This window comes from Sinomonas sp. ASV486, assembly GCF_030908215.1.
Classification (GTDB): Bacteria; Actinomycetota; Actinomycetes; order Actinomycetales; family Micrococcaceae; genus Sinomonas; species Sinomonas puerhi.
Window position 1 is genome coordinate 1 of sequence record NZ_JAVFJK010000015.1, and the last position, 22,329, is coordinate 22,329.

Annotated in this window: 23 protein-coding genes; 17 read left to right on the forward strand and 6 right to left on the reverse strand. The window is 70.6% G+C overall.

Annotation, left to right across the window (positions count from 1 at the left end; all coding sequences use genetic code 11):
* Positions 1-144: 144 nt before the first annotated feature.
* The 8 genes from truB (at position 145) to RBS60_RS18145 (ending at position 7,853) form a co-directional block, all read left to right on the forward strand.
* Positions 145-1,032, forward strand: coding sequence for a tRNA pseudouridine(55) synthase TruB (truB, locus tag RBS60_RS18110; RefSeq protein WP_307958942.1), 888 nt, complete (start codon positions 145-147; stop codon positions 1,030-1,032).
* A gap of 2 nt (positions 1,033-1,034) precedes the next feature.
* Positions 1,035-1,403, forward strand: a complete 369-nt coding sequence (locus RBS60_RS18115; RefSeq protein ID WP_374049309.1) for a hypothetical protein — start codon at positions 1,035-1,037, stop codon at positions 1,401-1,403.
* On the forward strand, positions 1,400-1,840 hold the full coding sequence (locus RBS60_RS18120) for a hypothetical protein (protein WP_307958943.1): 441 nt from the start codon (positions 1,400-1,402) through the stop codon (positions 1,838-1,840). Before RBS60_RS18115 ends, RBS60_RS18120 begins: the two co-directional genes overlap by 4 nt.
* A 63-nt stretch (positions 1,841-1,903) precedes the next feature.
* A complete protein-coding gene (locus RBS60_RS18125) occupies positions 1,904-2,953 on the forward strand; it encodes a bifunctional riboflavin kinase/FAD synthetase (protein WP_307958944.1) in 1,050 nt (349 codons plus the stop codon).
* A 10-nt stretch (positions 2,954-2,963) separates the two neighbouring features.
* Positions 2,964-3,578, forward strand: coding sequence for a hypothetical protein (locus RBS60_RS18130; protein ID WP_307958945.1), 615 nt, complete (start codon positions 2,964-2,966; stop codon positions 3,576-3,578).
* 155 nt (positions 3,579-3,733) lie between these two features.
* The gene (rpsO, locus tag RBS60_RS18135) at positions 3,734-4,003 is read left to right on the forward strand and encodes a 30S ribosomal protein S15 (RefSeq protein WP_307958946.1); all 270 of its coding nucleotides are present in this window, start codon (positions 3,734-3,736) and stop codon (positions 4,001-4,003) included.
* Between the two features lie 231 nt (positions 4,004-4,234).
* Positions 4,235-6,487: a polyribonucleotide nucleotidyltransferase gene (locus RBS60_RS18140; protein ID WP_307958947.1), complete on the forward strand. Its 2,253-nt coding sequence runs from the start codon at positions 4,235-4,237 to the stop codon at positions 6,485-6,487.
* Positions 6,488-6,491: 4 nt separating this feature from the next.
* Positions 6,492-7,853 carry a pitrilysin family protein gene (locus RBS60_RS18145; RefSeq protein WP_307958948.1) on the forward strand — a complete coding sequence of 454 codons (1,362 nt, stop codon included), beginning with the start codon at positions 6,492-6,494 and terminating at the stop codon, positions 7,851-7,853.
* A gap of 81 nt (positions 7,854-7,934) precedes the next feature.
* Here the strand turns inward: RBS60_RS18145 and RBS60_RS18150 are convergent, their stop codons facing one another.
* From RBS60_RS18150 to moaA, 5 genes are all read right to left on the reverse strand, one after another.
* Positions 7,935-8,780: an ABC transporter permease gene (locus tag RBS60_RS18150; RefSeq protein ID WP_307958949.1), complete on the reverse strand. Its 846-nt coding sequence runs from the start codon at positions 8,778-8,780 to the stop codon at positions 7,935-7,937.
* Positions 8,767-9,780, reverse strand: a complete 1,014-nt coding sequence (locus tag RBS60_RS18155; RefSeq protein WP_307958950.1) for an ATP-binding cassette domain-containing protein — start codon at positions 9,778-9,780, stop codon at positions 8,767-8,769. Before RBS60_RS18155 ends, RBS60_RS18150 begins: the two co-directional genes overlap by 14 nt.
* 30 nt (positions 9,781-9,810) lie before the next feature.
* Positions 9,811-10,917 (reverse strand): DUF2092 domain-containing protein, encoded by a 1,107-nt coding sequence (locus RBS60_RS18160; RefSeq protein ID WP_307958951.1) that lies wholly within the window; start codon positions 10,915-10,917, stop codon positions 9,811-9,813.
* A 96-nt stretch (positions 10,918-11,013) separates the two neighbouring features.
* A complete protein-coding gene (locus RBS60_RS18165) occupies positions 11,014-11,295 on the reverse strand; it encodes a MoaD/ThiS family protein (RefSeq protein WP_307959029.1) in 282 nt (93 codons plus the stop codon).
* 52 nt (positions 11,296-11,347) lie between these two features.
* Positions 11,348-12,490: a GTP 3',8-cyclase MoaA gene (moaA, locus tag RBS60_RS18170; protein WP_307958952.1), complete on the reverse strand. Its 1,143-nt coding sequence runs from the start codon at positions 12,488-12,490 to the stop codon at positions 11,348-11,350.
* 120 nt (positions 12,491-12,610) lie between these two features.
* Here moaA and RBS60_RS18175 point away from each other — a divergent pair, with 120 nt between their 5' ends.
* The 7 genes from RBS60_RS18175 (at position 12,611) to RBS60_RS18205 (ending at position 18,489) form a co-directional block, all read left to right on the forward strand.
* A complete protein-coding gene (locus RBS60_RS18175; protein WP_307958953.1) occupies positions 12,611-14,323 on the forward strand; it encodes a molybdopterin-dependent oxidoreductase in 1,713 nt (570 codons plus the stop codon).
* On the forward strand, positions 14,320-15,654 hold the full coding sequence (gene glp, locus RBS60_RS18180) for a gephyrin-like molybdotransferase Glp (RefSeq protein WP_307958954.1): 1,335 nt from the start codon (positions 14,320-14,322) through the stop codon (positions 15,652-15,654). The genes RBS60_RS18175 and glp overlap by 4 nt, the downstream gene beginning before the upstream one ends.
* Before the next feature lie 83 nt (positions 15,655-15,737).
* On the forward strand, positions 15,738-16,175 hold the full coding sequence (gene moaC / locus RBS60_RS18185) for a cyclic pyranopterin monophosphate synthase MoaC (protein ID WP_374049314.1): 438 nt from the start codon (positions 15,738-15,740) through the stop codon (positions 16,173-16,175).
* Entirely contained in the window at positions 16,172-16,669 is a 498-nt protein-coding gene (locus tag RBS60_RS18190; protein WP_307958956.1) for a MogA/MoaB family molybdenum cofactor biosynthesis protein, read from the forward strand. Before moaC ends, RBS60_RS18190 begins: the two co-directional genes overlap by 4 nt.
* Entirely contained in the window at positions 16,653-17,222 is a 570-nt protein-coding gene (locus RBS60_RS18195; RefSeq protein ID WP_307958957.1) for a molybdenum cofactor biosynthesis protein MoaE, read from the forward strand. The genes RBS60_RS18190 and RBS60_RS18195 overlap by 17 nt, the downstream gene beginning before the upstream one ends.
* Positions 17,223-17,239: 17 nt before the next feature.
* Entirely contained in the window at positions 17,240-17,998 is a 759-nt protein-coding gene (gene dapB, locus RBS60_RS18200; RefSeq protein WP_307958958.1) for a 4-hydroxy-tetrahydrodipicolinate reductase, read from the forward strand.
* A 26-nt stretch (positions 17,999-18,024) separates the two neighbouring features.
* Positions 18,025-18,489: a tetratricopeptide repeat protein gene (locus RBS60_RS18205; RefSeq protein ID WP_307959030.1), complete on the forward strand. Its 465-nt coding sequence runs from the start codon at positions 18,025-18,027 to the stop codon at positions 18,487-18,489.
* A 33-nt stretch (positions 18,490-18,522) separates the two neighbouring features.
* Here RBS60_RS18205 and RBS60_RS18210 read toward each other — a convergent pair whose 3' ends face one another.
* Complete coding sequence (locus RBS60_RS18210) at positions 18,523-19,773, reverse strand: heparan-alpha-glucosaminide N-acetyltransferase domain-containing protein (protein WP_307958959.1); 1,251 nt, start codon at positions 19,771-19,773, stop codon at positions 18,523-18,525.
* A gap of 832 nt (positions 19,774-20,605) precedes the next feature.
* Between RBS60_RS18210 and RBS60_RS18215 the strand changes: the two genes are divergently transcribed.
* Positions 20,606-21,361 (forward strand): carbon-nitrogen hydrolase family protein, encoded by a 756-nt coding sequence (locus RBS60_RS18215; protein WP_307958960.1) that lies wholly within the window; start codon positions 20,606-20,608, stop codon positions 21,359-21,361.
* Between the two features lie 44 nt (positions 21,362-21,405).
* The gene (gene dapA / locus RBS60_RS18220; protein WP_307958961.1) at positions 21,406-22,317 is read left to right on the forward strand and encodes a 4-hydroxy-tetrahydrodipicolinate synthase; all 912 of its coding nucleotides are present in this window, start codon (positions 21,406-21,408) and stop codon (positions 22,315-22,317) included.
* Positions 22,318-22,329 lie beyond the last annotated feature (12 nt).

Genomic DNA, 22,329 nt, shown 5'->3' on the forward strand with positions numbered 1-22,329 from the left:
CCGCCCTTCGTCATGCCGGTCACGCGCGTCCAGATCCCCACGCAGCTCCGCCCGTTCGAGGCCTGGACGGCCTTCGCGGCCCGTGTGGAGTACTGAGCGGTGAGAACGCCCGGCGGCCTCCCGCGGCTTCATATACTGGGAGGCGTGCTTTCTGGACTGGTGATCGTTGACAAACCGCGCGGGTGGACGAGCCACGACGTCGTGGGGAGGGTCCGCCGGCTCGCCGGCACCCGCAAGGTGGGCCACGCGGGGACCCTCGATCCCATGGCCACGGGCGTCCTCGTCGTCGGCATCAACAAGGCCACCCGTCTGCTCTCCCACATCGTGGGTACCGAGAAGACGTACACCGCCACGATCCGCCTGGGCCAGTCCACGGTCACCGATGACGCCGAGGGGGAGATCCTCAAGGAGCGCATCGCGGCTGCGGTCACGGAGCAGCAGATCCGCGAGGCCGCGGCCCAGCTCACGGGCCGCATCCTCCAGGTGCCGAGCAGCGTGAGCGCGATCAAGGTCGCCGGCGAGCGCTCCTATGCGCGTGTCCGCGCTGGGGAGGAGGTCGCTCTCGCGCCGCGTCCCGTGACCATCTTCGCGTTCGACGTCCACGGCATCCGGCGTGAACGGGGCGGGAAGGTCCAGGACGTCGACGTCACCGTACGGTGCTCGTCCGGCACGTACGTGCGTGCCCTCGCCCGCGACCTCGGCGCTGCCCTCGGAGTGGGTGGACACCTCACGGCACTGCGCCGCACGCAGGTCGGGCCCTACGGGATCGAGCAGGCCCGCACCCTCGAGCAGCTCGCCGAAGACTTCGCACTCCTTCCCCTCTCCGTCGCCGCGCGCTCGCTCCTGCCCGTGCGCGAGCTCAGCGGCGAGGAGACGGTCGAGCTCTCCTTCGGCCGTCGCATCCCGGCGACAGGCTCGGAGGAGCTCACCGCCGCGTTTGCGCCCGACGGCGCGCTGGTCGCCCTCCTGAAGGACGTCGCCGGCCAGGCCAAGCCGGAGCTCGTGTTCGCCGCCCACGGAGAGGACGCCTGAGCGTGGACCCGTTCTTCCTCGTCGGGACAGTCCTGTGCGCGCTCTCGCTCATCCTGTGCGTCGCCGCGGTGATCACCAAGACCTATCCCGGGGACGCGGCGATCGTGTCCGTCGCCGTCGTCGAGCTGTTCCTCGTCGTCTTCGGCATCGCCGCCGGGATCCGCCAAGCGGGGGGAGAGCCGGTCCGTGGCGAGGTGTGGGAGTTCTGGGGCTATCTCGCGACCGCGCTCATCCTGCCGATCGTGGCCTTCTGGTGGGCCATCGCGGACAAGACCCGCTGGAGCAACGCGGTGCTCGGCGCCGTCCCCCTGACGATCTTTGTGATGCTGTTCCGGATGGAACAGATCTGGAACGGAGCCCCCTTCTCATGACCCCTGACACCTCCGCGCAGAAGCCCGAGCACTCGCCCCGGACCCGCAGCACCGGGCTCGGCCGCATCCTCGTGGCCGTCTACGGCGTCTTCGCGATCTCGGCGACGGCGCGCGCCGGATACCAGATCGCCACCAAGTTCTCCGATGCGCCGCTGGCGTACCTGCTGAGCGCAGTGGCAGCCGTCGTCTACATCGTCGCGACGGTCGCTATGGCCCGCCGGGGAGTGACGAGCTGGTACGTGACGCTCGGCGCGATCCTCGTCGAGCTCATCGGCATCCTCGCCGTCGGCGCGGCCAGCGTGGTCGACTCCGCAGCCTTCCCGCACGACACGGTGTGGAGCGGGTTCGGGCGCGGGTACGGGTACGTGCCGCTCATCCTGCCGTTCCTCGGGCTCGCATGGCTCTTCTACAACAGGCCGCGCAGGGCGCAGGCGTGAGCGGGTGTGCCGGGTCAAGCCGGTAGTCTTATCAGGCACACACAGGGCAACGAGGCGAGGACGATGGTCTTGATCTGGCACGGAGTGGACGAGATTCCCACGGATTTCGGGCCAACGGCCGTCACCATCGGCAACTTCGACGGCGTGCACCGCGGCCACCAGCAGGTCCTCGCCACACTGAAGTCCACCGCGCGCCACAGCGGCAGCCGTTCCGTGGCCGTCACCTTCGACCCCCACCCTGCGCAGGTCCACCGTCCCGATACCGCACCGGATCTCATCATGGGCATCGAGGACCGGTTGGCCGCCATCGCCGCCCACGGGGTCGACGCGATCCTCGTCCTCCACTACACCCTCGCATTCGCCCAGCAGAGCGCCGAGGAGTTCGTGCGCGGGATCTTCGTCGACGCGCTGCGCGCCTCGCACGTGGTGGTGGGACACGATGTCCGCTTCGGACGTGGCAACTCCGGTGATCTCGCCACGATGGAGGAGCTCGGCGCGCGGTTCGGTTTCGAGGTCGTCGTCGTCGAGGAGTTCACGGAGCAGGCGCCGGCCGCAGAGGCACGCGCCGGGACGTCGCTCGCCGACGGCGCCGCGCACCCCGCGCACGACCCGGACGACGACGCCGAGCGGCGCCGCTGCTCGTCCACCTGGGTGCGGGAGGCTCTCGATGCGGGTGACGTCCGGACGGCCTCCGAGATCCTCGGGCGGACGCACATGATGCACGGCGAGGTGGTCCACGGCGCCGCACGCGGCCGCGCCCTGGGTTTCCCGACCGCCAATCTGGCCCACGATTCGGTGGGCCACATCCCTGCCGATGGGATCTACGCGGGCTGGCTCGTCGACCAGTCCGGGACGCGCTGGCCAGCCGCGATCTCGGTCGGCTCGAACCCGACGTTCGCTGGGGTAGCACGGCAGGTCGAGGCGCACGTGATCGACCGGCCGGATGAGGCCCCCGAGGCTTTCGACCTGTACGGGCAGAGGGTCGCCGTCGAGTTCGTTGACCGCCTCCGCGGCATGGTCGCGTACCGCGGACCGGAGGCCCTCGTCGACCAGATGAAGCTCGACGTCGATCAGGCCCGCCGAGTTCTGGCCGGGGTCGGCTCAGGGGCTTAAACTTCGCGGCATGAGTGACAACTCAGCCTCCAGCAGTCCCGCGAGCCGGACCTGGTTCCGGTGGGCGGCTTTCGCCATGATTGTGGGCGGCGCCGCCATGTTCGTCCTCCAGGCCGGGGTGCTCTTCGCCTCGAGCCAGTCAGGCTATTTCGCCGTCGTGGCCCCCGCGATCGGCGTCGCCCAGCTCCTCATCGCCTTCGGCTGTGTCGGTCTCTGGTCAGACCACGCGTTCGGCGGCGGCATCATCGCGCGGACCGGTCTCGCCCTCGCGATCCTCGGTCTCGTGTTCCTCGCCATCGGCAACATCCTGACGCCATTCGGCGACCTTGCAGTGTTCTACATGGTCGCCACCGTCGCGCTCCCCGTGGGATTCCTCCTCGCCGGTGTCGCGGCGCTTCGCGGACACGCCTGGCACGGCTGGGAGCGCTACATCCCGCTCGGGGTCGGCCTGCTGCCATTCGTCCTGCTGTTCGCCTACCTCGGCGGAAGCCGGCTCGGTGAATTCGCGGTGGGCGTCTGGGGGCTTGCGTTCGTGGTGCTCGGGTGGGCCGAGCTGCGAGAGCCGCCGCTTGAGCCGGTGCGCGTCAGGGAACGCATTTCGACACGCAGGCACCGGAACCGATAGAATCCTCTGTGGCCCTCGCTGCAGTCCGTGGCGGCCTGGGCCGCACCGGGCTCTCCTTCGGGCTGATTCGAACGGATCACTCGAGCGAAGACGTTCCGGTGTTCCCCGGGGACGCGGTGTCCAGCGGGCCGCACGGCACGAAACGAGGAGTTCCAATGGCTTTGGATCCCGCCGTCAAGCAGGAAATCATCAAGGAATACGCGACGAAGGAAGGCGACACCGGGTCTCCCGAGGTCCAGATCGCCGTCCTGACCAAGCGGATCAAGGACTTGACTGAGCACATGAAGCAGCACAAGCACGACTTCCACACCCAGCGCGGCCTCCTCGCGCTCGTGGGTCGCCGCAAGCGCATGCTCTCCTACCTGCACGACACGGATATCGCCCGCTACCGTTCGCTCATCGAGCGTCTCGGCCTGCGCCGATAGTCTGAAGGAGCGGCCCGTCCTTTCGCACGGAAGGCACGGGCCGCTCCGCATCCGGGCCCCGCACTGTGCTGGGCCCGACAATTGAAACACCACCCTTTAGGGGGCACCGGCAGCCTGCGGTCCTCGGTAGTGGCTCTTGAGGGCGCCCGCAGCGGCGGGCGTGCCAAGAGCCTCGATCGAAGACCGGGTTCCGGGAAGCCTCCACCAACACGGAAACGGAGGTGCTCTCCCATGGAGGGTCCCGAGATCCAGTTCTCAGAGGCCGTTATCGACAACGGCCGATTCGGCCAGCGCGTCGTGCGCTTCGAGACGGGCCGTCTGGCCAAGCAGGCCGCCGGCGCTGCGATGGTCTACATCGACGACGACACCGCCCTGCTCTCGGCCACGACGGCCGGCAAGTCCCCGCGTGAGGGATTCGACTTCTTCCCCCTGACGGTGGACGTCGAGGAGCGCATGTACGCCGCGGGCCGCATCCCCGGCTCGTTCTTCCGCCGCGAGGGCCGCCCCTCGACCGAGGCGATCCTCGCGTGCCGCCTCATGGACCGCCCGCTGCGCCCCGCGTTCGTCAAGGGCCTGCGCAACGAGGTCCAGGTCGTCGTAACCGTCCTCGCCGTCAACCCGGATGAGCTGTACGACGCCGTCGCGATCAACGCCGCGTCGATGTCCACCCAGCTCGGCGGACTCCCGTTCTCCGGCCCGATCGGCGGCGTGCGCGTTGCGCTCGTCCACGACGAGAACGGTGCCCAGTGGGTCGCGTTCCCCAAGCACTCCCAGCTGGCCCACGCGACCTTCTCGATGGTCGTAGCGGGCCGTATCGTGGCTGATGACATTGCCATCATGATGGTCGAGGCCGAGGCCACCGACCACGCGTGGACCCTCATCAAGGACGAGGGCGCGACCGCCCCGACCGAGGAGGTCGTGGCTGAGGGCCTCGAGGCCGCCAAGCCGTTCATCCGCGCCCTCTGCGAGGCCCAGCAGGACCTCGCGGACCGTGCGGCGAAGCCCACCACGGAATTCCCGATCTTCCTCGACTACGAGGCAGATGCGTACGACGCCGTCGAGGCAGCCGCCGCCTCCAGGCTCGCCGAGGTCTTCCAGATCGCCGACAAGCAGGCGCGCGACGCGGCGTCGGACGCTCTCAAGGATGAGGTCACCTCCCAGCTCGCGGGCCAGTTCGAGGGCCGCGAGAAGGAGCTCTCCGCTGCGTTCCGTTCGGTGACCAAGAAGGTCGTGCGCCAGCGCATCCTCAAGGACCAGATCCGCATCGACGGCCGCGGACTGACGGACATCCGCCAGCTCACTGCCGAGGTCGAGGTGCTGCCGCGCGTCCACGGCTCCGCGATCTTCGAGCGGGGCGAGACCCAGATCATGGGCGTCACGACGCTGAACATGCTCAAGATGGAGCAGCAGATCGACTCGCTCTCCCCGGTCACGCACAAGCGCTACATGCACAACTACAACTTCCCGCCGTACTCCACCGGTGAGACTGGCCGCGTCGGTTCGCCGAAGCGCCGCGAGATCGGCCACGGCGCCCTCGCCGAGCGCGCCCTCGTGCCGGTGCTCCCGTCCCGCGAGGAGTTCCCGTACGCGATCCGCCAGGTGTCCGAGGCCCTCGGCTCCAACGGCTCGACGTCGATGGGCTCCGTGTGCGCCTCGACCCTGTCGATGCTCAACGCCGGTGTGCCGCTCAAGGCACCGGTGGCCGGCATCGCGATGGGCCTCGTCTCCGACGAGGTCGACGGTCAGACCCGCTACGCGGCCCTGACGGACATCCTCGGTGCCGAGGACGCGTTCGGCGACATGGACTTCAAGGTGGCCGGCACCTCCGAGTTCGTTACCGCGATCCAGCTCGACACGAAGCTCGACGGCATCCCGGCATCGGTCCTCGCCGCCGCGCTCAAGCAGGCCCGTGAGGCCCGCCTGCACATCCTCTCCGTGATCAACGCCGCGATCGATCGCCCGGACGAGCTCTCCGAGTACGCCCCGCGCATCATCGCGATCAAGATCCCCGTGGACAAGATCGGCGAGGTCATCGGCCCCAAGGGCAAGATGATCAACCAGATCCAGGAGGACACGGGAGCCGACATCTCGATCGAGGACGACGGCACCGTGCTCATCGGCGCGACCGACGGCTCCTCGGCCGAGGCGGCCCGGGCGGCGGTCAATGCGATCGCGAACCCGCAGCTGCCTGAGGTCGGCGAGCGCTACCTCGGCACCGTCGTGAAGCTCACGACCTTCGGCGCCTTCGTGTCGCTCACCCCGGGCAAGGACGGCCTGCTGCACATCTCCGAGCTGCGCAAGCTCGCGGGCGGCAAGCGCGTGGACAACGTCGAGGACGTCGTCTCCGTGGGCCAGAAGGTCCAGGTCGAGATCACGAAGATCGACGATCGCGGCAAGCTCTCGCTTGCTCCGGTCGTGGCCGAGGACGAGGCCACGTCGGCCGCCGAGCCGGCCGAGCCGGCGACCGAATCGGCTGACGCGTAGCCGCATGCCCATAGTCGAATTGCCGCTGACCTCAGGCCAGCTCGTGGACGGCGCCCCGGCGTCCACCACGATCTTCGGGAAGGAGGGCGGCGCCGTCGTGCGCCGTTCCATCCTCCCCGGGGGCGTGCGCGTCCTCACGGAGGCCATGCCCGGCCAGAGGTCGGCGTCGATCGGCTTCTGGGTCGGTGTGGGATCCCGTGACGAGGCCGCAGGCCAGCATGGGTCAACACACTTCCTCGAGCATCTGCTCTTCAAGGGAACCCAGCGTCGTACTGCCCTCGAGATCGCCTCGGCGTTCGACGAGGTGGGCGGCGAGTCGAACGCCGCGACGGCCAAGGAGAGCACGTGCTACTACGCACGCGTGCTCGACACGGACCTGCCGATGGCTATCGACGTCATTGCGGACATGATCACGTCCGCGGTCCTCGACTCCGAGGAGCTCGAGCAGGAGCGCGACGTCATCCTCGAGGAGATCGCCATGGACGGCGACGACCCGACGGACGTCGCCCATGAGCATTTTGTCGCCGCCGTCCTCGGTGAGCACCCGCTCGGGCGCCCCATCGGCGGCACGCCCGAGGCGATCAAGGCCGTCCCGCGCGAGTCGGTATGGGACCACTACCGCCGCTACTACCGCCCGGATGAGCTCGTGATCACCGTCGCGGGCGGTCTCGAGCACGACGTCGTGTGCTCGCTCGTGCTCGACGCGCTGCGGACCGCGGGCTGGACCCTCGCCGAGGGTGCGGCCCCCGTGGCGCGGCGCACGACGTCGCCCGCGGCCATCACGGGCAAGCCCGGACTGAGCGTGGTCAGGCGGCAGGTCGAGCAGGCGAATGTGATCATGGGCTGCCCGTCGATCACGGCCACCGACTCGCGCCGGTACGTCATGAGCGTGCTCAACGCGGTGCTCGGCGGCGGCATGTCGTCGCGACTGTTCCAGGAGATCCGCGAGAAGCGCGGCCTCGTGTACTCGACGTACTCGTTCGCCTCGGCCTACGCGGACGCCGGATACTTCGGGATCTACGGGGGCTGCTCGCCCGCGAAGGTACCGCAGGTCCTCGCACTCATGGCGGCCGAGCTCGAGAAGCTCGCCGAGCACGGCATCACCGACGACGAACTGCGGAAGGCCGTGGGCCAGCTATCCGGCGGGATCGTCCTCGCCCTCGAGGACACCGGTTCGCGCATGTCCCGCCTCGGTCGCGCCGAGCTCGTCTCGGGTGAGTTCCAGGACATCGAGGAGACGCTCGCCCAGATCGCGGCCGTCTCCGCGCACGACGTCCAGGAACTCGCACGGGTCCTCGCCGCCGCGCCGCGCACCACCACGGTGGTTGGCCCGTTCGACGAGACGGAGACCTTCGGGCTCGCCTGAGACCTGACCCCGCACCGTTGAGACCTGACCCGCATCGGAAGATCCAGATGCGGGGTCAGGTCTCACGTTTGCGGGGTCACCTCAGGCGAGGATGTCCTTCGTGGTGAACCTGCCGTAGGCGAGGGCCCCGAAGAACGCGACGTAGCCGAGCTGGAGCCAGGCGTTCTGCCCGAAGGAGTCCCACGAGATCGGGTCGCGCAGGAAGTCCGCAATCCCGAGCCAGTGGTCCGTGAAGAGCCATGGATGCAGCCAGTCGAGCTGGTCGAGCGCACCGAGGATCTGCGAGACCACAGCGAGCACGGCGGTCGCGGCCATCGCCCCGACCGGCACACCAGTGAGCGTCGAGGCGAACAGCCCGATCGCAGCGAGGCCCAACAGCGAGACGGTCACGTAGGCTGCCATGAGCAGGAGCCGGACCAGCGATTCGCCGGGCCCGATCTGCGCCCCCGACAAGAGCGTGGCCTGTCCGAGTGGGAACAGCACGACGCCCACAAGAACCCCTCCCAGCACGACGGCGAGTCCCGCCGCCGCACAGAACACGGCGGAGCTGAGGTACTTCACCACGAGCAGCCTGATGCGCCCGACAGGAGCTACGAGCAGATAGCGCAGGGTTCCCAGGCCCGATTCGCCCGCGATCGCATCCCCCGCGACGACGCTGACGGTCAGCGGCAGGAAGAGGGGGGTGCACACGACCAGCCCCACGACCCCGGCGAAGAGCCCGTTGTTGGTAATCTGGTCCAGGAACACGGGGCCCCGCCCGCTCGGGGGCCGTCCAGGGGCGAAGCGAACGGCGAGCCCGATGACCACTGGCACGGCGGCGAGGGCCGCAAGCATCGTCCACGTCCGCCAGCGCCCGAACAGGACGAGCAGCTCGGAGGCGAGCAGCCTTGCGGTGTGCGAGCCGCGGGCGGTGTCAGCCTCCGACATCGAATCCCTCTCCCGTGAGCTCGACGAACCGTTCCTCCAGAGTCGTGGCCTCCGCTCTGAACCCGCGTACGCGTACGCCGGCGGCGACGAGCGCCGCGACGACCGCCTCGGGGGCTGCAGGGGCAGCGGCCCGCGAGGATGCGCCGTCGCCCGCCTCTGCGGCGGGAAGCCCGACCACGGTTCCGGGCCCAGCGGGCTCGATCTCGAGCCCGAGTCCGCGCAGCACCCCGGCCGCCTCAGATGTATCCGGGGTGAGGACCTCTAGCCGGGGCCGTGCGGCGCCACGGAGCTCGTCCAGCGTGCCCTGAGCCATGAGACGCCCCGAGCGCAGCACCGCAGCGTGCGAGCAGATCTGCTCGACCTCGGCGAGGAGGTGGCTCGAGATGAAGACGGTGGTGCCGTCGTCGGCGAGGGAACGGATGAGGCTTCGGACCTCGCGCGTGCCCTGCGGGTCGAGGCCGTTCGTCGGTTCGTCGAGGACGAGGAGGGCGCGCGGTGACAGGAGCGCCGCCGCGAGGCCCAGTCGCTGCTTCATGCCCAACGAGTAGGCGTGCACCTTCTTGCCGGCCGCGTGGGAGAGGCCGACGCGCTCGAGCGCTGACCCCACGCGGGCGCGTCGGGTGCGGGCTGGGGCAAGGGGATCCGCAGTGTCGAGACGGGCGAGGTTCGCCGTGCCGCTCAGGAACGGGTAGAACGCCGGCCCCTCGACGAGAGCCCCCACCCGCGGAAGGACACCGCCCGCCGCGCGCGGCATGGGCAATCCGAGGACCTCGGCCTGCCCGGCAGTCGGGGACACGAGGCCGAGCAGCATCCGGATCGTGGTGGTCTTGCCTGAGCCGTTCGGCCCGAGGAACCCGAACACCGACCCTCTCGGCACAGTCAGGCTCAGGTCATCGACGGCGGCGTGAGCGCCGAACCGCTTCGTGAGACCGTGCGTCCGGATCGCCGCAGCGCCCTCGCCGTCACCCACGACGCCGTCACCCACGACGCCGTCATCCATGACGCCGCTCTCGGCGGCCCGCAGTCGCCGTCACTTCGCAGTGGTGCCCGAGGCCTTGGCCTCGAGCGTCGACGCCGGGACCGCCCCGGCGAGGACCCGACCGTCGTTCGCGAGGAAGACCGTGAACAGCGACGACGAGATCACCCGTCCGCCGGCGGCGGGGGTGGACAGCTGCTTCACGAGGGGCTGATCGGTGAAGCCCGCCGGAACCTTGTCCTTCGGGATCACGACGACGGCGTCCCACCCCTGAGGCGTGCCGGCGGCCGGCTTCTGCGACGGGTCCTTTTGCGGGTGGTCCTTCTGCGCCTGACTCGCCGCACCCGGCGACGCGGGCAGCCGCTGTTCAGTGATCTTCGCGCCGGGCGGCGGACTGAACGCGAACACCGAAGCGTCCGGCGCCTTGAGGTCCAGCTGGGTGTAGGCGGCATGGAATGCGGGCGCCTGCTGGCCCTTGGCGAAGACGTCGACGGCCAGGGGGAGCCCGGTCTGGGCCTCGACTGCGATCTTCACCCGGGCAATGAGCGTTCCGGAGGCCTTGGGCGTCAGGACGAGGGTGTAGGAGCTGTGCCCCGCCACCGCCGTCGGTGCGCCGAGCGAGACGTCGGTGCTCGCATCCGCTGCGGCGAGGAACCGCTGGGCGAGCTGCTCAGGGGTCATCGCCGGCGTGCCCGGCGCTGTCTCGGCCGATCCGGCCGGGAGAGTCACGTGGGTCACGGTGTTCGCCGAGGAATCATAGGTCCAGGCGTCCGAGCCGTTGCGGATGGCATCGCGCTCGGCGAGCTGGTCCATGACCTGGACGCGGATCCTGGCAGGCCCGTCTGCGTAGACCTTCGCGGTGTGCGGCACCGTGAGGAGCTCGAGGAGCGCGGCTTCGGAGCCGAGGGTCGAGCTGCCTTTCGCTGCGCCGAGCGCCTGGCCGGGGATCGACGGCAGGCCGAGGTCTGCGGTCTCCTCGAGCGTTCCGGAGAACTGCCGGGCGGTGTGGCCCGCGGCGAGGGCAAGGACCTGCGCGGGGGTGGCAGGAGGCGGCGGGGACACCGCGGTCGCCCCTGATGCGAGCAGCCCCATGGCCACGACGGCCGGGACCGCGGCGGCCGGGATCCAACGGACCCAACGGCGGTTCACAGTGACCTGCATGACGACCTCCCCGATGACTCTGCTTCAACGCTACGCCGCCTGCACGCACGTGTCGTCATCCTCGAGAGGGATCTGACGTCGGTGCCGTCTGGCCCGTCAGCCCCCGGCGAAGGGCGGAAGCACGTCCACGACGTCGCCGTCCGCGAGCCCGCGGGAGCGGTCCTTCGCCGCGACCTCGTTGACCAGGAACGAGCACCTCCGCAGCACGTCGGCGAGCGCCGGCGCGGTGGTCGGGGTGCCCGCCCCACCAGCCGGAACGCGGACGACGGCGAGCGCTGCTTCGAGCGCGTCGCCCAGGGTCGCGCCGTCGGGCGCCTCGAGGGGCTCCTCGCCGACGCCGGCGGCGGCCTGGGCCGCGGCGTAGTACCGCAGGGTGATTTGCACTGCTGCTCCTCAAGATGCCGAAAGATGCCGAGGGGTTCGGGCCCCGTCAGCCGCCGATCGCGGACATCGACCGGTCGGGCTGGACAAAATCATCGGCGCCGAGCCCCGTGTGGCCCATGCCGTGTGCCTTGGGCTTGAGCCACATGGCCTCCTGCCACCGCTGCGCGACCTCCTCGTCGGTCGCGCCGGAGCGCAGGAGTCCGCGGAGGTCCACCTCCTCGTGGGAGAAGAGGCAGCTCATGACCTTGCCCTCGGCCGTGATGCGCGTGCGCTTGCAGTCCGAGCAGAACGGCTCGGTGACGGAGGCGATGATGCCTACCGTCCCGAGCGCCGGGCCCTGACCGCCCGAGGAGGGCGCGCCGTCGCGCGTCTCGCCGTCCAGGGGGCGGACCTCGAACCGCTCCGCGGGCGCGCCGTCACGGGCCCGCGGGTCGGGGGAGAGGCGGAAGCGCGTCGAGAGGACCTCGCGGACCTCGCCGGCGGTGACCATTCCCCGTCGGGTCCAGCCGTGGTCCGCGTCGAGCGGCATCTGTTCGATGAACCGCAGCTCGTATCCGCGCTCGAGGCACCACGCCAAGAGCTCCGGCGCATCGGCATCGTTGATGCCGCGCATGAGGACCGCGTTGATCTTGACCGGCCCGAGTCCAGCGGCGGCGGCCGCCTCGATGCCCGCGAGAACGCGGTCGAAGAACGGCCGGCGGGCCAGCTGGGCGAAGGTCTCGGGGTGCAGCGTGTCGAGCGAGACGTTGATGCGCGACAGGCCGGCCTCCTTGAGCGGCGCGGCCTTCGCGTCAAGGCCCACGGCGTTCGTGGTCAGGGCGATCGGCAGGTCCGGATGGGCTGCGCGCAGGGCGGCGACGATGTCCACCAGATCCGCGCGGACGAGCGGCTCGCCGCCCGTGAGCCGGAGCTCGCGCACCCCCAGCAGGCGGACGCCGATTCCCACGACACGTGTGATCTCGTCCGCGGAGAGGACCGCGTCCTTGGCGAGCCACGGCAGCCCCTCGGCCGGCATGCAGTACGAGCAGCGCAGGTTGCATTTGTCCGTGAGGGAGAGCCGCATATCCGTAGCGACCCGCCCGAACCGGTCTACGAGGCTGGGAAAGCCGTCAGGCCTGTCCGCCGCGCGCGGGTCCGCACGCGGCGCGTCCGAGGCACGCAGTCGCGGGATGCCGAGCTCAACAGTCATGCATCTACGGTACGCCAGTGGGACGGGCCACGTGCTGGACAGCGCGTTACCCGGTGGGGCGTCACCGTGACGTAAGGAATCGGCCGGAGTGGCGGTGCCTCGCACACCTATTCTGGACACATGAGCCTCGAGCCCCGTCCTGCCGCGCCCCCCGGGCGGTCCGCGACGCGGGGCCGCACGGTGTTCGCGGCCCTCGCCGGTGTGCTTGCGGCGGCCGCGGGGGTGCTTGCGGGTGAGCTGGGCGCGGCCCTCGTGAGCCCGTCGCTGAGCCCGGTCTCCGCTGTGGGAGGCGCCGTCGTCGACTTCGCCCCGCCCGCAGCGAAGGACTGGGCCATCCAGGCCTTCGGCACCGGGGACAAGGCGTTCCTCGTCACCGTCATCGCGATCGTCATCGCGCTCTTGGGGGCCGCTGCGGGTTTGCTCGAACTGCGCCGCGCGGGGTTGGGGGTGGGGCTCGCTGGCCTGATCGGGCTCGTGGGCCTGGCCGCGGTGGCGACGCGTTCACTCTCCTCGGCACCCGCGTGGGTGTGCGCGCTGATCGCCGGGGCCGTCGCGATGTCGTTGGTGCGCTGGCTCGTGGGCCGGCTGCGGCGCGAAGCGACGGCGGGCACAGCGCACGACGCCGCCGGCGCGCGGCCCGCGTCGATGGAGCCTTCCGCGTCGGTGGAGTCTCCCGCGTCGGTGGAGCCTCCAAGTTCGGCGGAGTTTCCCACGTCGGCGCGGCCGACAGGTCCAGTGCCGGAGGGCTGGGGGACTGCCCGATTCCCACGCCGCGGCTTCCTGCGGGCCTTTGCCGGGACGGCCGTCGTCGTCGCGCTGGGAGGTGCGGTCACCGCCGTCGTGCGCGGGGCCTCGCTGGCCGCAGCCGCCGCGCGCGAGGCGCTCCGCCTCCCGACGCCCGCGGATCCGGCCCCGGCGATCCCCACAGGCGCCGAGGTCGGTGTGCACGGCGTGTCGCCCCTGGTGACCGCCAACCCGGACTTCTACCGGATCGACACGGCCTTCGTGGTCCCCTCCGTGGACGCCACCGGCTGGCGGCTCGCGGTCACCGGCCTCGTCGACCATCCGCTGACGATCACGTGGCAGGAACTCCTCGCGCAGCCGCTCGTGGAGCGTTACGTGACGCTCACGTGCGTGTCTAACGAGGTGGGGGGCACGCTCATCGGCAACGCGCGATGGCTCGGATGGCCCGTCCGCGAGCTGCTCGCGAGGGCCCAGCCCCAGTCCGGGGCGGACATGGTGCTCTCCCGCAGCGTCGACGGTTTCACCGCCGGCACCCCGCTCGAGGCCCTCACCGACCCCGGACGGGACGCGCTCCTCGCCGTCGCGATGAACGGAGAGCCGCTCCCGCCCGAGCACGGCTTCCCCGTTCGCCTCGTGGTGCCGGGACTGTACGGCTACGTGTCCGCCACGAAATGGGTGACTGAGCTCAAGGTCACCACCTTCGCGGCAGACACGGCCTACTGGAGCACGCGCGGCTGGAGCGAGAAGGGCCCCGTCAAGACCGCGTCGCGCATCGACGTCCCGCGCCGGGGAACGCGTGTCGCAGCGGGGGATGTCACGGTGGCCGGGGTTGCCTGGGCGCAGCATCGCGGCATCGCCCTCGTCGAGGTGAAGGTGGACGACGGCGCGTGGCAGCCCGCGCGGCTCGGCACCGGGATATCCCGGGATACTTGGTACCAATGGGCCGCATCGGTCCGGCTCGCGCCCGGCCAGCACCGGGTCGCCGTCCGTGCGACCGACGGCGACGGCCAGGTCCAGACCCCCAACGTAGCCCCGCCCGCCCCGGACGGCGCGACGGGCTACGACATCATTGAGCTGGAGGCCACATGACAGAGCCCGCGGCGGGCACCGGCCCCGCGCACGTCCACAACCATCTGGAGACCGGGACGGGCAAGGGCGTCCACGAGAACGCCGGGGCAGGGCACCGGAGCGCACAGGAGCGCCGGAGCGTCCAAGAGCACCGCGCACGGATCGCCGCACTGATCGCGCCGCTGGCTGCGCGGCCACTCGAGCGGCTGCCGCTCCGTGCGGCGCTGGGCACGGCTCTGGGCTCCGACCTCGTGGCGCCCGTGGACCTGCCCCCGTTCGACAATTCGCAGATGGACGGTTTCGCGGTCCGGTCCGTTGACTTCGAGGGGACTGTAGGCGGGGGAGTACGGGAGTTCACGGTCGGGGCAGCCATTCCTGCAGGTGCGGTGCCTGTGCCGCTCGCCCCGGGGCACGCTGCGCCCATCATGACCGGGGCGATGATGCCCGAGGGTGCGGACGCCGTAGTACCCGTCGAGCGGGCCGAGCCGCCCAAGTTCCCCGAGGAGGGCGCAACGGTGTCCCTCCCCTCCGTGGAGGCGGGCACCTACGTGCGGCGCACCGGGAGCGACGTGGCCGCGGGCGCCGTCGTGCTCGCGGCCGGCACCGCGATGGGGGCTCCCCAGATCGGCCTCGCCGCCGGCCTCGGCCTCTCAACGGTGCCTGTGCGCCGTCCGGTGCGGATCACGCTCCTGAGCACCGGTGCCGAGCTGGCTACCGCCGGCGCGCGGCTGGCGCCCGGACAGATCTATGACGCGAACGGGATGCTCCTGTGGGCCGCCCTGCGCGAGGCAGGGATTGCGGCCGCGAACGTGGCTGTGCGCAGCGACGATCCCGATGAGCTGCGGCGCGAACTCGAGAGGCTCGCGGGGCTCGAGGGGGAGGCGCGGCCGGACGTCGTCATCACCACGGGAGGCGTCTCGAAGGGCGCGTTCGAGGCGACCAAGCTCGCCCTCGACGGGCACGACGTTGAGTTCGCCCACCTCGCGATGCAGCCCGGCGGTCCGCAGGGCCTCGGGACCTTCGAGGGACTGCCGGTCGTCGCCTTCCCCGGGAATCCCGTGAGCTGCTGGATCTCGTGGGAAGTGCTCCTGCGCCCCGTCCTCGCCGAGCTCTTCGGTGCGCCGCGGGGCCGGCGCCGCCTGAGGGCGCCGCTGGCCGAGGCGCTCACGTCGCCGCCCGGGAAGCTCCAGGTGCGGCGCGCCAGGCTGCGCGCCGACGGATGCGTCGAACTCGTCGGGGGGCCGGGCTCGCACCTCCTCGGCGCCCTCGCGGCCTCGGACGCCCTCGCCATGGTGCCCGATGGCGTCACCGAGCTCGAGGTCGGCGCCGAGGTGGAAGTATGGCTCACGTGAATGACACCCCGCAGAATCCGCCCACTCCGCCGCGAGGCTCCGGTCCCCGGCTCACCCACGTGCGCGCGGACGGCAGTGCACACATGGTCGATGTGAGCGGCAAGCTGGAAACCACGCGCGAGGCCACGGCCCAGGCGGTCCTGACAACCACGCCCGAGGTCATGGCGCTCCTCACGGAGGGCGGCCTGCCCAAGGGCGATGCGTTCGCGGTGGCTCGGGTCGCAGGCATCATGGCGGCCAAGAAGACCCCTGAACTCATCCCGCTGTGCCATCCGCTGCCGCTCACCAAGGTCACGGTCGACTTCGAGTCGGGCTCCACCTCGGTGACCGTGCTCGCGACCGTCAAGACCCGTGGCGTGACGGGGGTAGAGATGGAGGCCCTCACCGCCGCGTCGATTGCGGCCCTCGGTGTCTACGACATGGTCAAGGCGGTCGACAAACACGCGGTCATCTCCGAAGTCAAGGTCCTCGCGAAGTCCGGGGGCAAGAGCGGGGACTGGACGCTCGGGGAGACCCGATGAGCCCGCTCAGGCGCGCAGGAATCATCATTGCCTCGACGCGCGCGGCGACGGGCGTGTACGAGGACCGGACGGGTCCGGTCATTGCCGACTGGCTCGCAGAGCATAGCTTCGAGGTCATCCCGGCCGCCGTGGTTCCGGACGGCCCCAGCGTCGGGGCGGCCCTGCGGGCGCTGCTCGCGCTCGAGCCCGCGCTCATCGTCACGAGCGGGGGCACCGGCCTGAGCCCCGACGACGTCACGCCTGAGGAGACGCTGCCCCTGCTCGACCGCGAGGTCCCGGGCCTTATGGAGGCCATTCGGGCCGCCGGACTGGACAAGACGCCGCTTGCCGCTCTGTCCCGCGGGTACGCGGGCATCGCGGGGGGGACCTTTGTGGTGAACCTTCCCGGCTCGCCGTCGGGTGTCATGGACGGGCTGTCCGTTCTCGACCCGATCATTGGACACGTCTGCGACCAGGTCGCGGGAAGGGGAGGCAGCCATGACCATGCCGAGTGAGGGCCTGCCAGCCGAGGGTATGGCCGGCGCAGCCCCTGGCGGCTCCATTTCCGACGCTCGAGCCGGTGGCGCCCTTGCCGACGATGCGGCCAGTGCGGACGCCTCAGTCGAGGTGGTCCACGCTGCGGTGACCTCCGAGCCGCTCGACGAGGCCGCTGCGCGCGCCGCCGTCGACGCCGCCGACGCGGGCGCCGTCGTGCTGTTCTCCGGCGTGGTCCGCAACCATGACGACGGCCGCGGCGTCACGCGGCTGACGTACACCGCCCACCCGACGGCTGAGGCGACGCTGCGAGGCGTCGTCGAGACTGTCATCGCCGAACACGGGCAGGCCCACGGCGCGTCCGAGCGCGCGATGCGGGTGTGGATCGCGCACCGGATCGGGGAACTCGCGGTGGGCGACGCCGCGTTCGTGTGTGCCGTCTCGGCGGCGCACCGGGGCGAGGCCTTCCGGCTCTGCTCCGACCTCGTGGACCGGGTCAAGGCCGAGGTGCCGGTCTGGAAGGAGCAGTTCTTCGAGGGCGGCGGGAGCGAATGGGTGGCCGCCCTCGGCTGACCAGTAGGCTTGGGCGCATGGCAGAACGACTTCCCGTAGCAGTGCTGGGCGCGAACGGGCGCATGGGTTCCGAGGCAGTGAAGGCAGTCAACGCTGCGGATGACCTGGAGGTCGTCGCGGCGCTCGGCCGGGGCGACTCGCTCGATGATCTCGTCGATGCCGGAGCGCGCTACATCGTAGACCTCTCGATCCCCGACGCGACCGAGGCGAATGTGCGCTTCGCGGTCGAGCACGGCATGCATGCCGTCGTGGGGACGACGGGGTGGGACACCCCCCGGCTCGACTCGCTCGCGGCGCTCCTGGGCGAGCACCCCGGCGTCGGGGTGCTCATCGCCCCCAACTTCGCGCTCGGTTCAGTGCTCGCCTCGGCGTTCGCCGCGAAGGCCGCGCGGTACTTCGAATCCGTCGAGATCGTGGAGCTCCACCATCCGGACAAGGTGGATGCACCGTCCGGCACCGCAATCCGCACCGCGCAGCTCATCGCGGCAGCGCGCGCCGAGGCCGGCGTCGGCCCCTCGCCCGACGCCACCACGAAGCAGCTCGACGGCGCGCGCGGTGCCGACGTCGACGGCGTGCGCGTCCACGCGGTGCGCCTCCGCGGGCTCGTCGCGCACGAGGAGGTGCTCCTCGGCGGCGTTGGCGAGCAGCTGACCATACGGCACGACTCATTCGACCGTGTGTCCTTCATGCCCGGCGTCATCCTTGGCCTGCGCACGGTGGCCGACCACCCCGGGCTGACCGTGGGCCTGGACGGCTACCTGGACCTCGGGCTGTGAGCTCGGTGGACGCGCCGAAGGCGAGCATGGCCTGGGGCTGGATCCGGGCGAACAAGGTCAAGATCGGTGTCGCTGCCGTGACCCTCCTGCTCGTCTTCTACCTCATCGTCACGTTTGACCGGGCCCGGATCCTCCTCATGGACCCGCAGCCGGTGGCCAAGGGCATCGGGCTCGCCTACCTCGTGCTGCCGGTCGTCGGTGCCTGGGCTCTTGTGCGCGAGCTGTCCTTCGGCGCGAGGCTCGAACGCATGGCCAAGGAGCTGGACGCCGAGGGCGGACTCCCCGAGGACAACCTGCCGCGCACCGCCGCCGGTCGGATCGTCCGCACTGCAGCCGACGCCGAGTTCGAGCAGTACCGCGCAGAGGCCGAGGCGGCACCGGACGATTGGCGCTCCTGGTACCGGCTGGGCCTCGCCTATGACGCCTCCGGGGACCGAAAGCAGGCTCGTTCCTCGATGCGCCGGGCGATCTCGCTCTACCGCGCCCCGTAGCGGCAACGCGGTGCCCGCTGCCGCCCCGGCTCCTCAGCGTCTGGCGGGGCGCCGGGCAGCGGCGTCCTCGCCTGTCCGCGCGGCCAGCCCCAGCCGGGTCGCGGCGTGTGAGATGGCCTCGAGCGGGCCGCGCCACCCATTGGCCCGCACGAACAGGCCGATCGCGAGTGCGGCGGCGATGTGAACGGCCAAGAGCGACTCAGGGGTGAGGTGGGCTGCCTCGGCGAAGGGGGTGGAGAGCGCCCACACGTGCGCCGTGTAGAGCGTGAGGGTCATGGCGCCTGCGCCGGCGAGCGGCAGGAGGATTCCGCTGCGGGCTAGCGGCCCGATCCTCGCCACGAGCAGGAACGCGCCAATCGCGGCAGCGGACGTCGCCGACGTATGCAGGAGATCGAGCGTCGTGCCCGAGTGCGGAGACGCCGTCGTGAGCCACCACCACGTCCCGGTCTGCTCGACGCCGGCCAGATTGGCCTCGAGCATGGCCTGAAGTGGCCAAAGCCGGGCCTGGCCGGTCGCGAGCAGGGCGTTGATGCCCCCGAGGGGTATGAGCAATGCCCAAGCGCTGGCCTTGGCGACGACGGCGACCGCGGCGCCGCCCACGAGCATCCACACCTGGGTTGCGGCGCGCGTGAGATCGGCCTGCCCGATCCACAGCCCCACGAGAAGATAGCCGAACCACTGCAGCACGGGGTAGTAGCCAGTCACCATGAGGTCTGCGAGGAGGCGTGCTGGGTCGGCGACGTCGGCCCACACGGGATTGTGCCCGAGCTGCATCCGAACAGGCCCGTCGAGGAGAACGGGCCGTACGAGGTAGGCCACGACCGGCGCGATGAGGATCCACGCTGCCGCGAGCAGCCCGAGGGCCTGGCGGCGCAGGGCCAAGACAGGGAGCGCGCACCAGAACAGTACGGCGTACTGGACCAGGATCACGGCGACATCGACCTTGACGAGACCCACCGTGAGCCCGATCGCGGCCACCACTGCCGCGCGGAGGGCGAGGCCCAGCCGATTCCGGACCGCGGGAACCCGCCCCAGTGCGAGGGAGATGCCTGCGAGCACGGCGAACAGCGCAGCTGCGCGGCCCGAGAACACCAGTCCCACCCAGGTGGCGGCCCACTGCTGGGTGGCGTTGCTCTGTTCCAAAGTGGGCAGGATGTGGGTCGCGATCATCGCGAGCAGCGCGGCGCCCCGGGCCATGTCGATTCCGTCGAGCCTCGACACCCGTGCCGTCGGCGTTCGCGGCCTGTGGCCAGCGGCCCGAGGGGAAGCCGATCGTCCGCCCATGGGACCGATCGTCTCACGCCCGCCTCATCCGCGGCCGATTCCCTGTGGCGGCCGATTCTCTGCGACGGCCGATTCTCTGCGGCGGCCGATTCGCTGGGACGGCCGGAACCCCGTGAGCTGCCGCCCGAAGTGCGGGGTGATCCAAGGACACCTCGTGAGTTTCGGTGCGAATGATTGCACCTCGAAGATATGTTCGATTAGCATGGGCTCATGAGCGGGGCGAGCGACCAGCAGGCGGGTGAGACGAGGACCGGTGAGGCGAGCACCGGTGACATCAGGATCAGTGAGTTCACGGCCAGTGAATTCAAGCCTGGCACTGTCAGAACCGGCGACCTCAGAACCAGTGATCTCCCCACCGGTGATTCCCAGGCTGGTGGTCTCGAGGCATCCCGGCAACGTCAGCCTCCGCGGAGTCCGCTGCCCGCTCAGCAGCTTCCCACCGCCCCGTTCCTGTCCCCCGGGGCGGTGGGATACCTCTCCCGGCAGCTGGTGGAGAGGGTGGTAGGGCGGGACCCCTCGGTTCACGCGTGGCGTGCCGGGGGTCCGGTCCTGCTGGGGGACCCTCCGCCCGGCGAACTTGCACGCAGGCTGTCGGAGGCGGACATCGCGTTCCTCACGAAGGGCGAATTGGAGGCATTCCTTCGTGCGTGTGGCACTCTTCAACGCTGGGTGACCGTGCGGGCACGGGCGGCGGGTTCGGAGCTCGGCGCCCGGGGCCGGGCCGGCGCGTGAGGCGTCCCGCCGAGCGTGGGGTGCGGCCGACGGGGAAGCCATGGCCGTAGGCGGTGATCGGCGTTCTGTGCTGCCTGCGGGGGTGACCTAGGATGGCGTTATGTCCGCCGAGCTGACCGTCGCTGCCGTGCAGTCTGTGGCCCTACCCGGCGGGGTGAGCGCGAACGTCGACGAGCACATCCGGCTGCTCGAGGACGCAGACGGGCACGGGGCGAGGCTCGCAGTGTTCCCCGAGCTGTCTCTCACCGGATACGACCTCGACCTCCTGGCAGACGAATCGGCCTGGCTCACGAGCCCATCGGCGCAGCTCGGGGAGCTCCAAGCGGCGTGCGAGGACATGGGTATCGCGGCCGCGGTGGGAGCGGCCGTCCGCGAGCCCGATGGCACGCCGCGGCTCGCAACCATCCTGGTCCGTCCCGGCACGGCGCCGCTCATTGCCCCCAAGATGCACCTCCATGGGGCGGAGAAGGACCTGTTCGAACCGGGGAGCCGGCCAACCGTCGTCGACATCGACGGCTGGAACGTGGCCTTCGCGGTGTGCTTCGACGCCGCCCATCCGAGCCACGCGGAGCAGGCGGCGGCCGCGGGCGCCGACCTCTATGCGGCGTCGGCCGTCTACGTCGTGGGGGAGGAGCGCCGGCTGGACCTCCACTTCGGGGCCCGCGCCATGGAGAGCCGGTTCTTCGCGCTGCTGGCAAATGCCGGAGGCGCGAGCACCCTCGGAGAATCGTGTGGGCTCAGCGGCATCTGGGGGCCGGATGGGCACCGGATGGTGACGGCAGCGGGGACCGGCTCAGAGGTTGTGCCCGCTGTCCTGTTCCGCTCGGCGCTCACGAGGTACCGCCACCCGTCCTGACCTGCGTTGCCCAAAGCACCAGTGCACACGGTAACGTTCTGTGCATGGCTTCAACGGATTCCCCGACGCGTACTTTCGGCACCCTCCTCACTGCCATGGTGACTCCGTTCACCACTGACGGCGAGGTTGATTACGATGCTGCGGGCAATCTGGCGGCCAAGCTCGTCGACGATGGCTGCGATGGCCTCGTGGTGACGGGCACGACGGGCGAGACCTCGACCCTCACCGACGAAGAGAACCTGGGCATGTTCAAGGCGGTCCTCGAGGCCGTTGGCGGTCGGGCCAAGGTGATCGCCGGGACCGGCACGAATGACACTCGTCACTCCGTGAACCTTTCGCGCAGGGCCGCCGAGCTCGGCGTCGATGGCCTCCTCCTGGTCACGCCGTACTACAACAAGCCCAGCCAGGAGGGCGTCCAGGCCCACTTCGAGGCCATCGCCTCCGCCACCGACCTCCCGGTGATGCTCTACGACATCCCGGGCCGCAGCGCGATCCCGATCGCGACGGAGACCATCTTCCGGCTCGCAGAGCACCCCAACATCAAGGGCCTCAAGGATGCCAAGGCAGACTTCGGTGGGCTCACCCGCGTGCTTGCCGCGACGGACCTCGCCGTCTACTCGGGCGACGACGGTCTCACGCTGCCGTGGATGGCCGCGGGCGCGCTCGGCGTCGTCTCCGTCACGGCGCACGTCGCCACGAAGCAGTTCCGATCGCTCGTCGACTCGGCCCTCGCGGGCGACTTCGCGACCGCCCGCCGGATCCATTTCGAGCTCGACCCGGTGATCCGCGGCGTCATGACCCGAGTCCAGGGTGCCGTCGCGGCCAAGCAGATTCTCAAGTGGCAGGGAGTCCTGCCCAACTCCGTGGTCCGTCTCCCCCTCGTGGAGCCGGGCGACTCGGAGCTGACCCTCATCCGCAACGACCTTGGCGAAGCCGGAATGGACTTCGCCGCCTAGGAGCAGCACAAG

Coding starts and splice junctions, on each gene's coding strand:
- RBS60_RS18120 (WP_307958943.1), top strand. CDS start 1,400: ATGACCCCTGACACCTCCGCGCAGAAGCCCGAGCACTCGCCCCGGACC.
- RBS60_RS18125 (WP_307958944.1), top strand. CDS start 1,904: ATGGTCTTGATCTGGCACGGAGTGGACGAGATTCCCACGGATTTCGGG.
- RBS60_RS18130 (WP_307958945.1), top strand. CDS start 2,964: ATGAGTGACAACTCAGCCTCCAGCAGTCCCGCGAGCCGGACCTGGTTC.
- rpsO (WP_307958946.1), top strand. CDS start 3,734: ATGGCTTTGGATCCCGCCGTCAAGCAGGAAATCATCAAGGAATACGCG.
- RBS60_RS18140 (WP_307958947.1), top strand. CDS start 4,235: ATGGAGGGTCCCGAGATCCAGTTCTCAGAGGCCGTTATCGACAACGGC.
- RBS60_RS18145 (WP_307958948.1), top strand. CDS start 6,492: ATGCCCATAGTCGAATTGCCGCTGACCTCAGGCCAGCTCGTGGACGGC.
- RBS60_RS18150 (WP_307958949.1), bottom strand. CDS start 8,780: ATGTCGGAGGCTGACACCGCCCGCGGCTCGCACACCGCAAGGCTGCTC.
- RBS60_RS18155 (WP_307958950.1), bottom strand. CDS start 9,780: ATGGATGACGGCGTCGTGGGTGACGGCGTCGTGGGTGACGGCGAGGGC.
- RBS60_RS18160 (WP_307958951.1), bottom strand. CDS start 10,917: ATGCAGGTCACTGTGAACCGCCGTTGGGTCCGTTGGATCCCGGCCGCC.
- moaA (WP_307958952.1), bottom strand. CDS start 12,490: ATGACTGTTGAGCTCGGCATCCCGCGACTGCGTGCCTCGGACGCGCCG.
- RBS60_RS18175 (WP_307958953.1), top strand. CDS start 12,611: ATGAGCCTCGAGCCCCGTCCTGCCGCGCCCCCCGGGCGGTCCGCGACG.
- glp (WP_307958954.1), top strand. CDS start 14,320: ATGACAGAGCCCGCGGCGGGCACCGGCCCCGCGCACGTCCACAACCAT.
- moaC (WP_374049314.1), top strand. CDS start 15,738: ATGGTCGATGTGAGCGGCAAGCTGGAAACCACGCGCGAGGCCACGGCC.
- RBS60_RS18190 (WP_307958956.1), top strand. CDS start 16,172: ATGAGCCCGCTCAGGCGCGCAGGAATCATCATTGCCTCGACGCGCGCG.
- RBS60_RS18195 (WP_307958957.1), top strand. CDS start 16,653: ATGACCATGCCGAGTGAGGGCCTGCCAGCCGAGGGTATGGCCGGCGCA.
- dapB (WP_307958958.1), top strand. CDS start 17,240: ATGGCAGAACGACTTCCCGTAGCAGTGCTGGGCGCGAACGGGCGCATG.
- RBS60_RS18205 (WP_307959030.1), top strand. CDS start 18,025: ATGGCCTGGGGCTGGATCCGGGCGAACAAGGTCAAGATCGGTGTCGCT.
- RBS60_RS18210 (WP_307958959.1), bottom strand. CDS start 19,773: ATGGGCGGACGATCGGCTTCCCCTCGGGCCGCTGGCCACAGGCCGCGA.
- RBS60_RS18215 (WP_307958960.1), top strand. CDS start 20,606: ATGTCCGCCGAGCTGACCGTCGCTGCCGTGCAGTCTGTGGCCCTACCC.
- dapA (WP_307958961.1), top strand. CDS start 21,406: ATGGCTTCAACGGATTCCCCGACGCGTACTTTCGGCACCCTCCTCACT.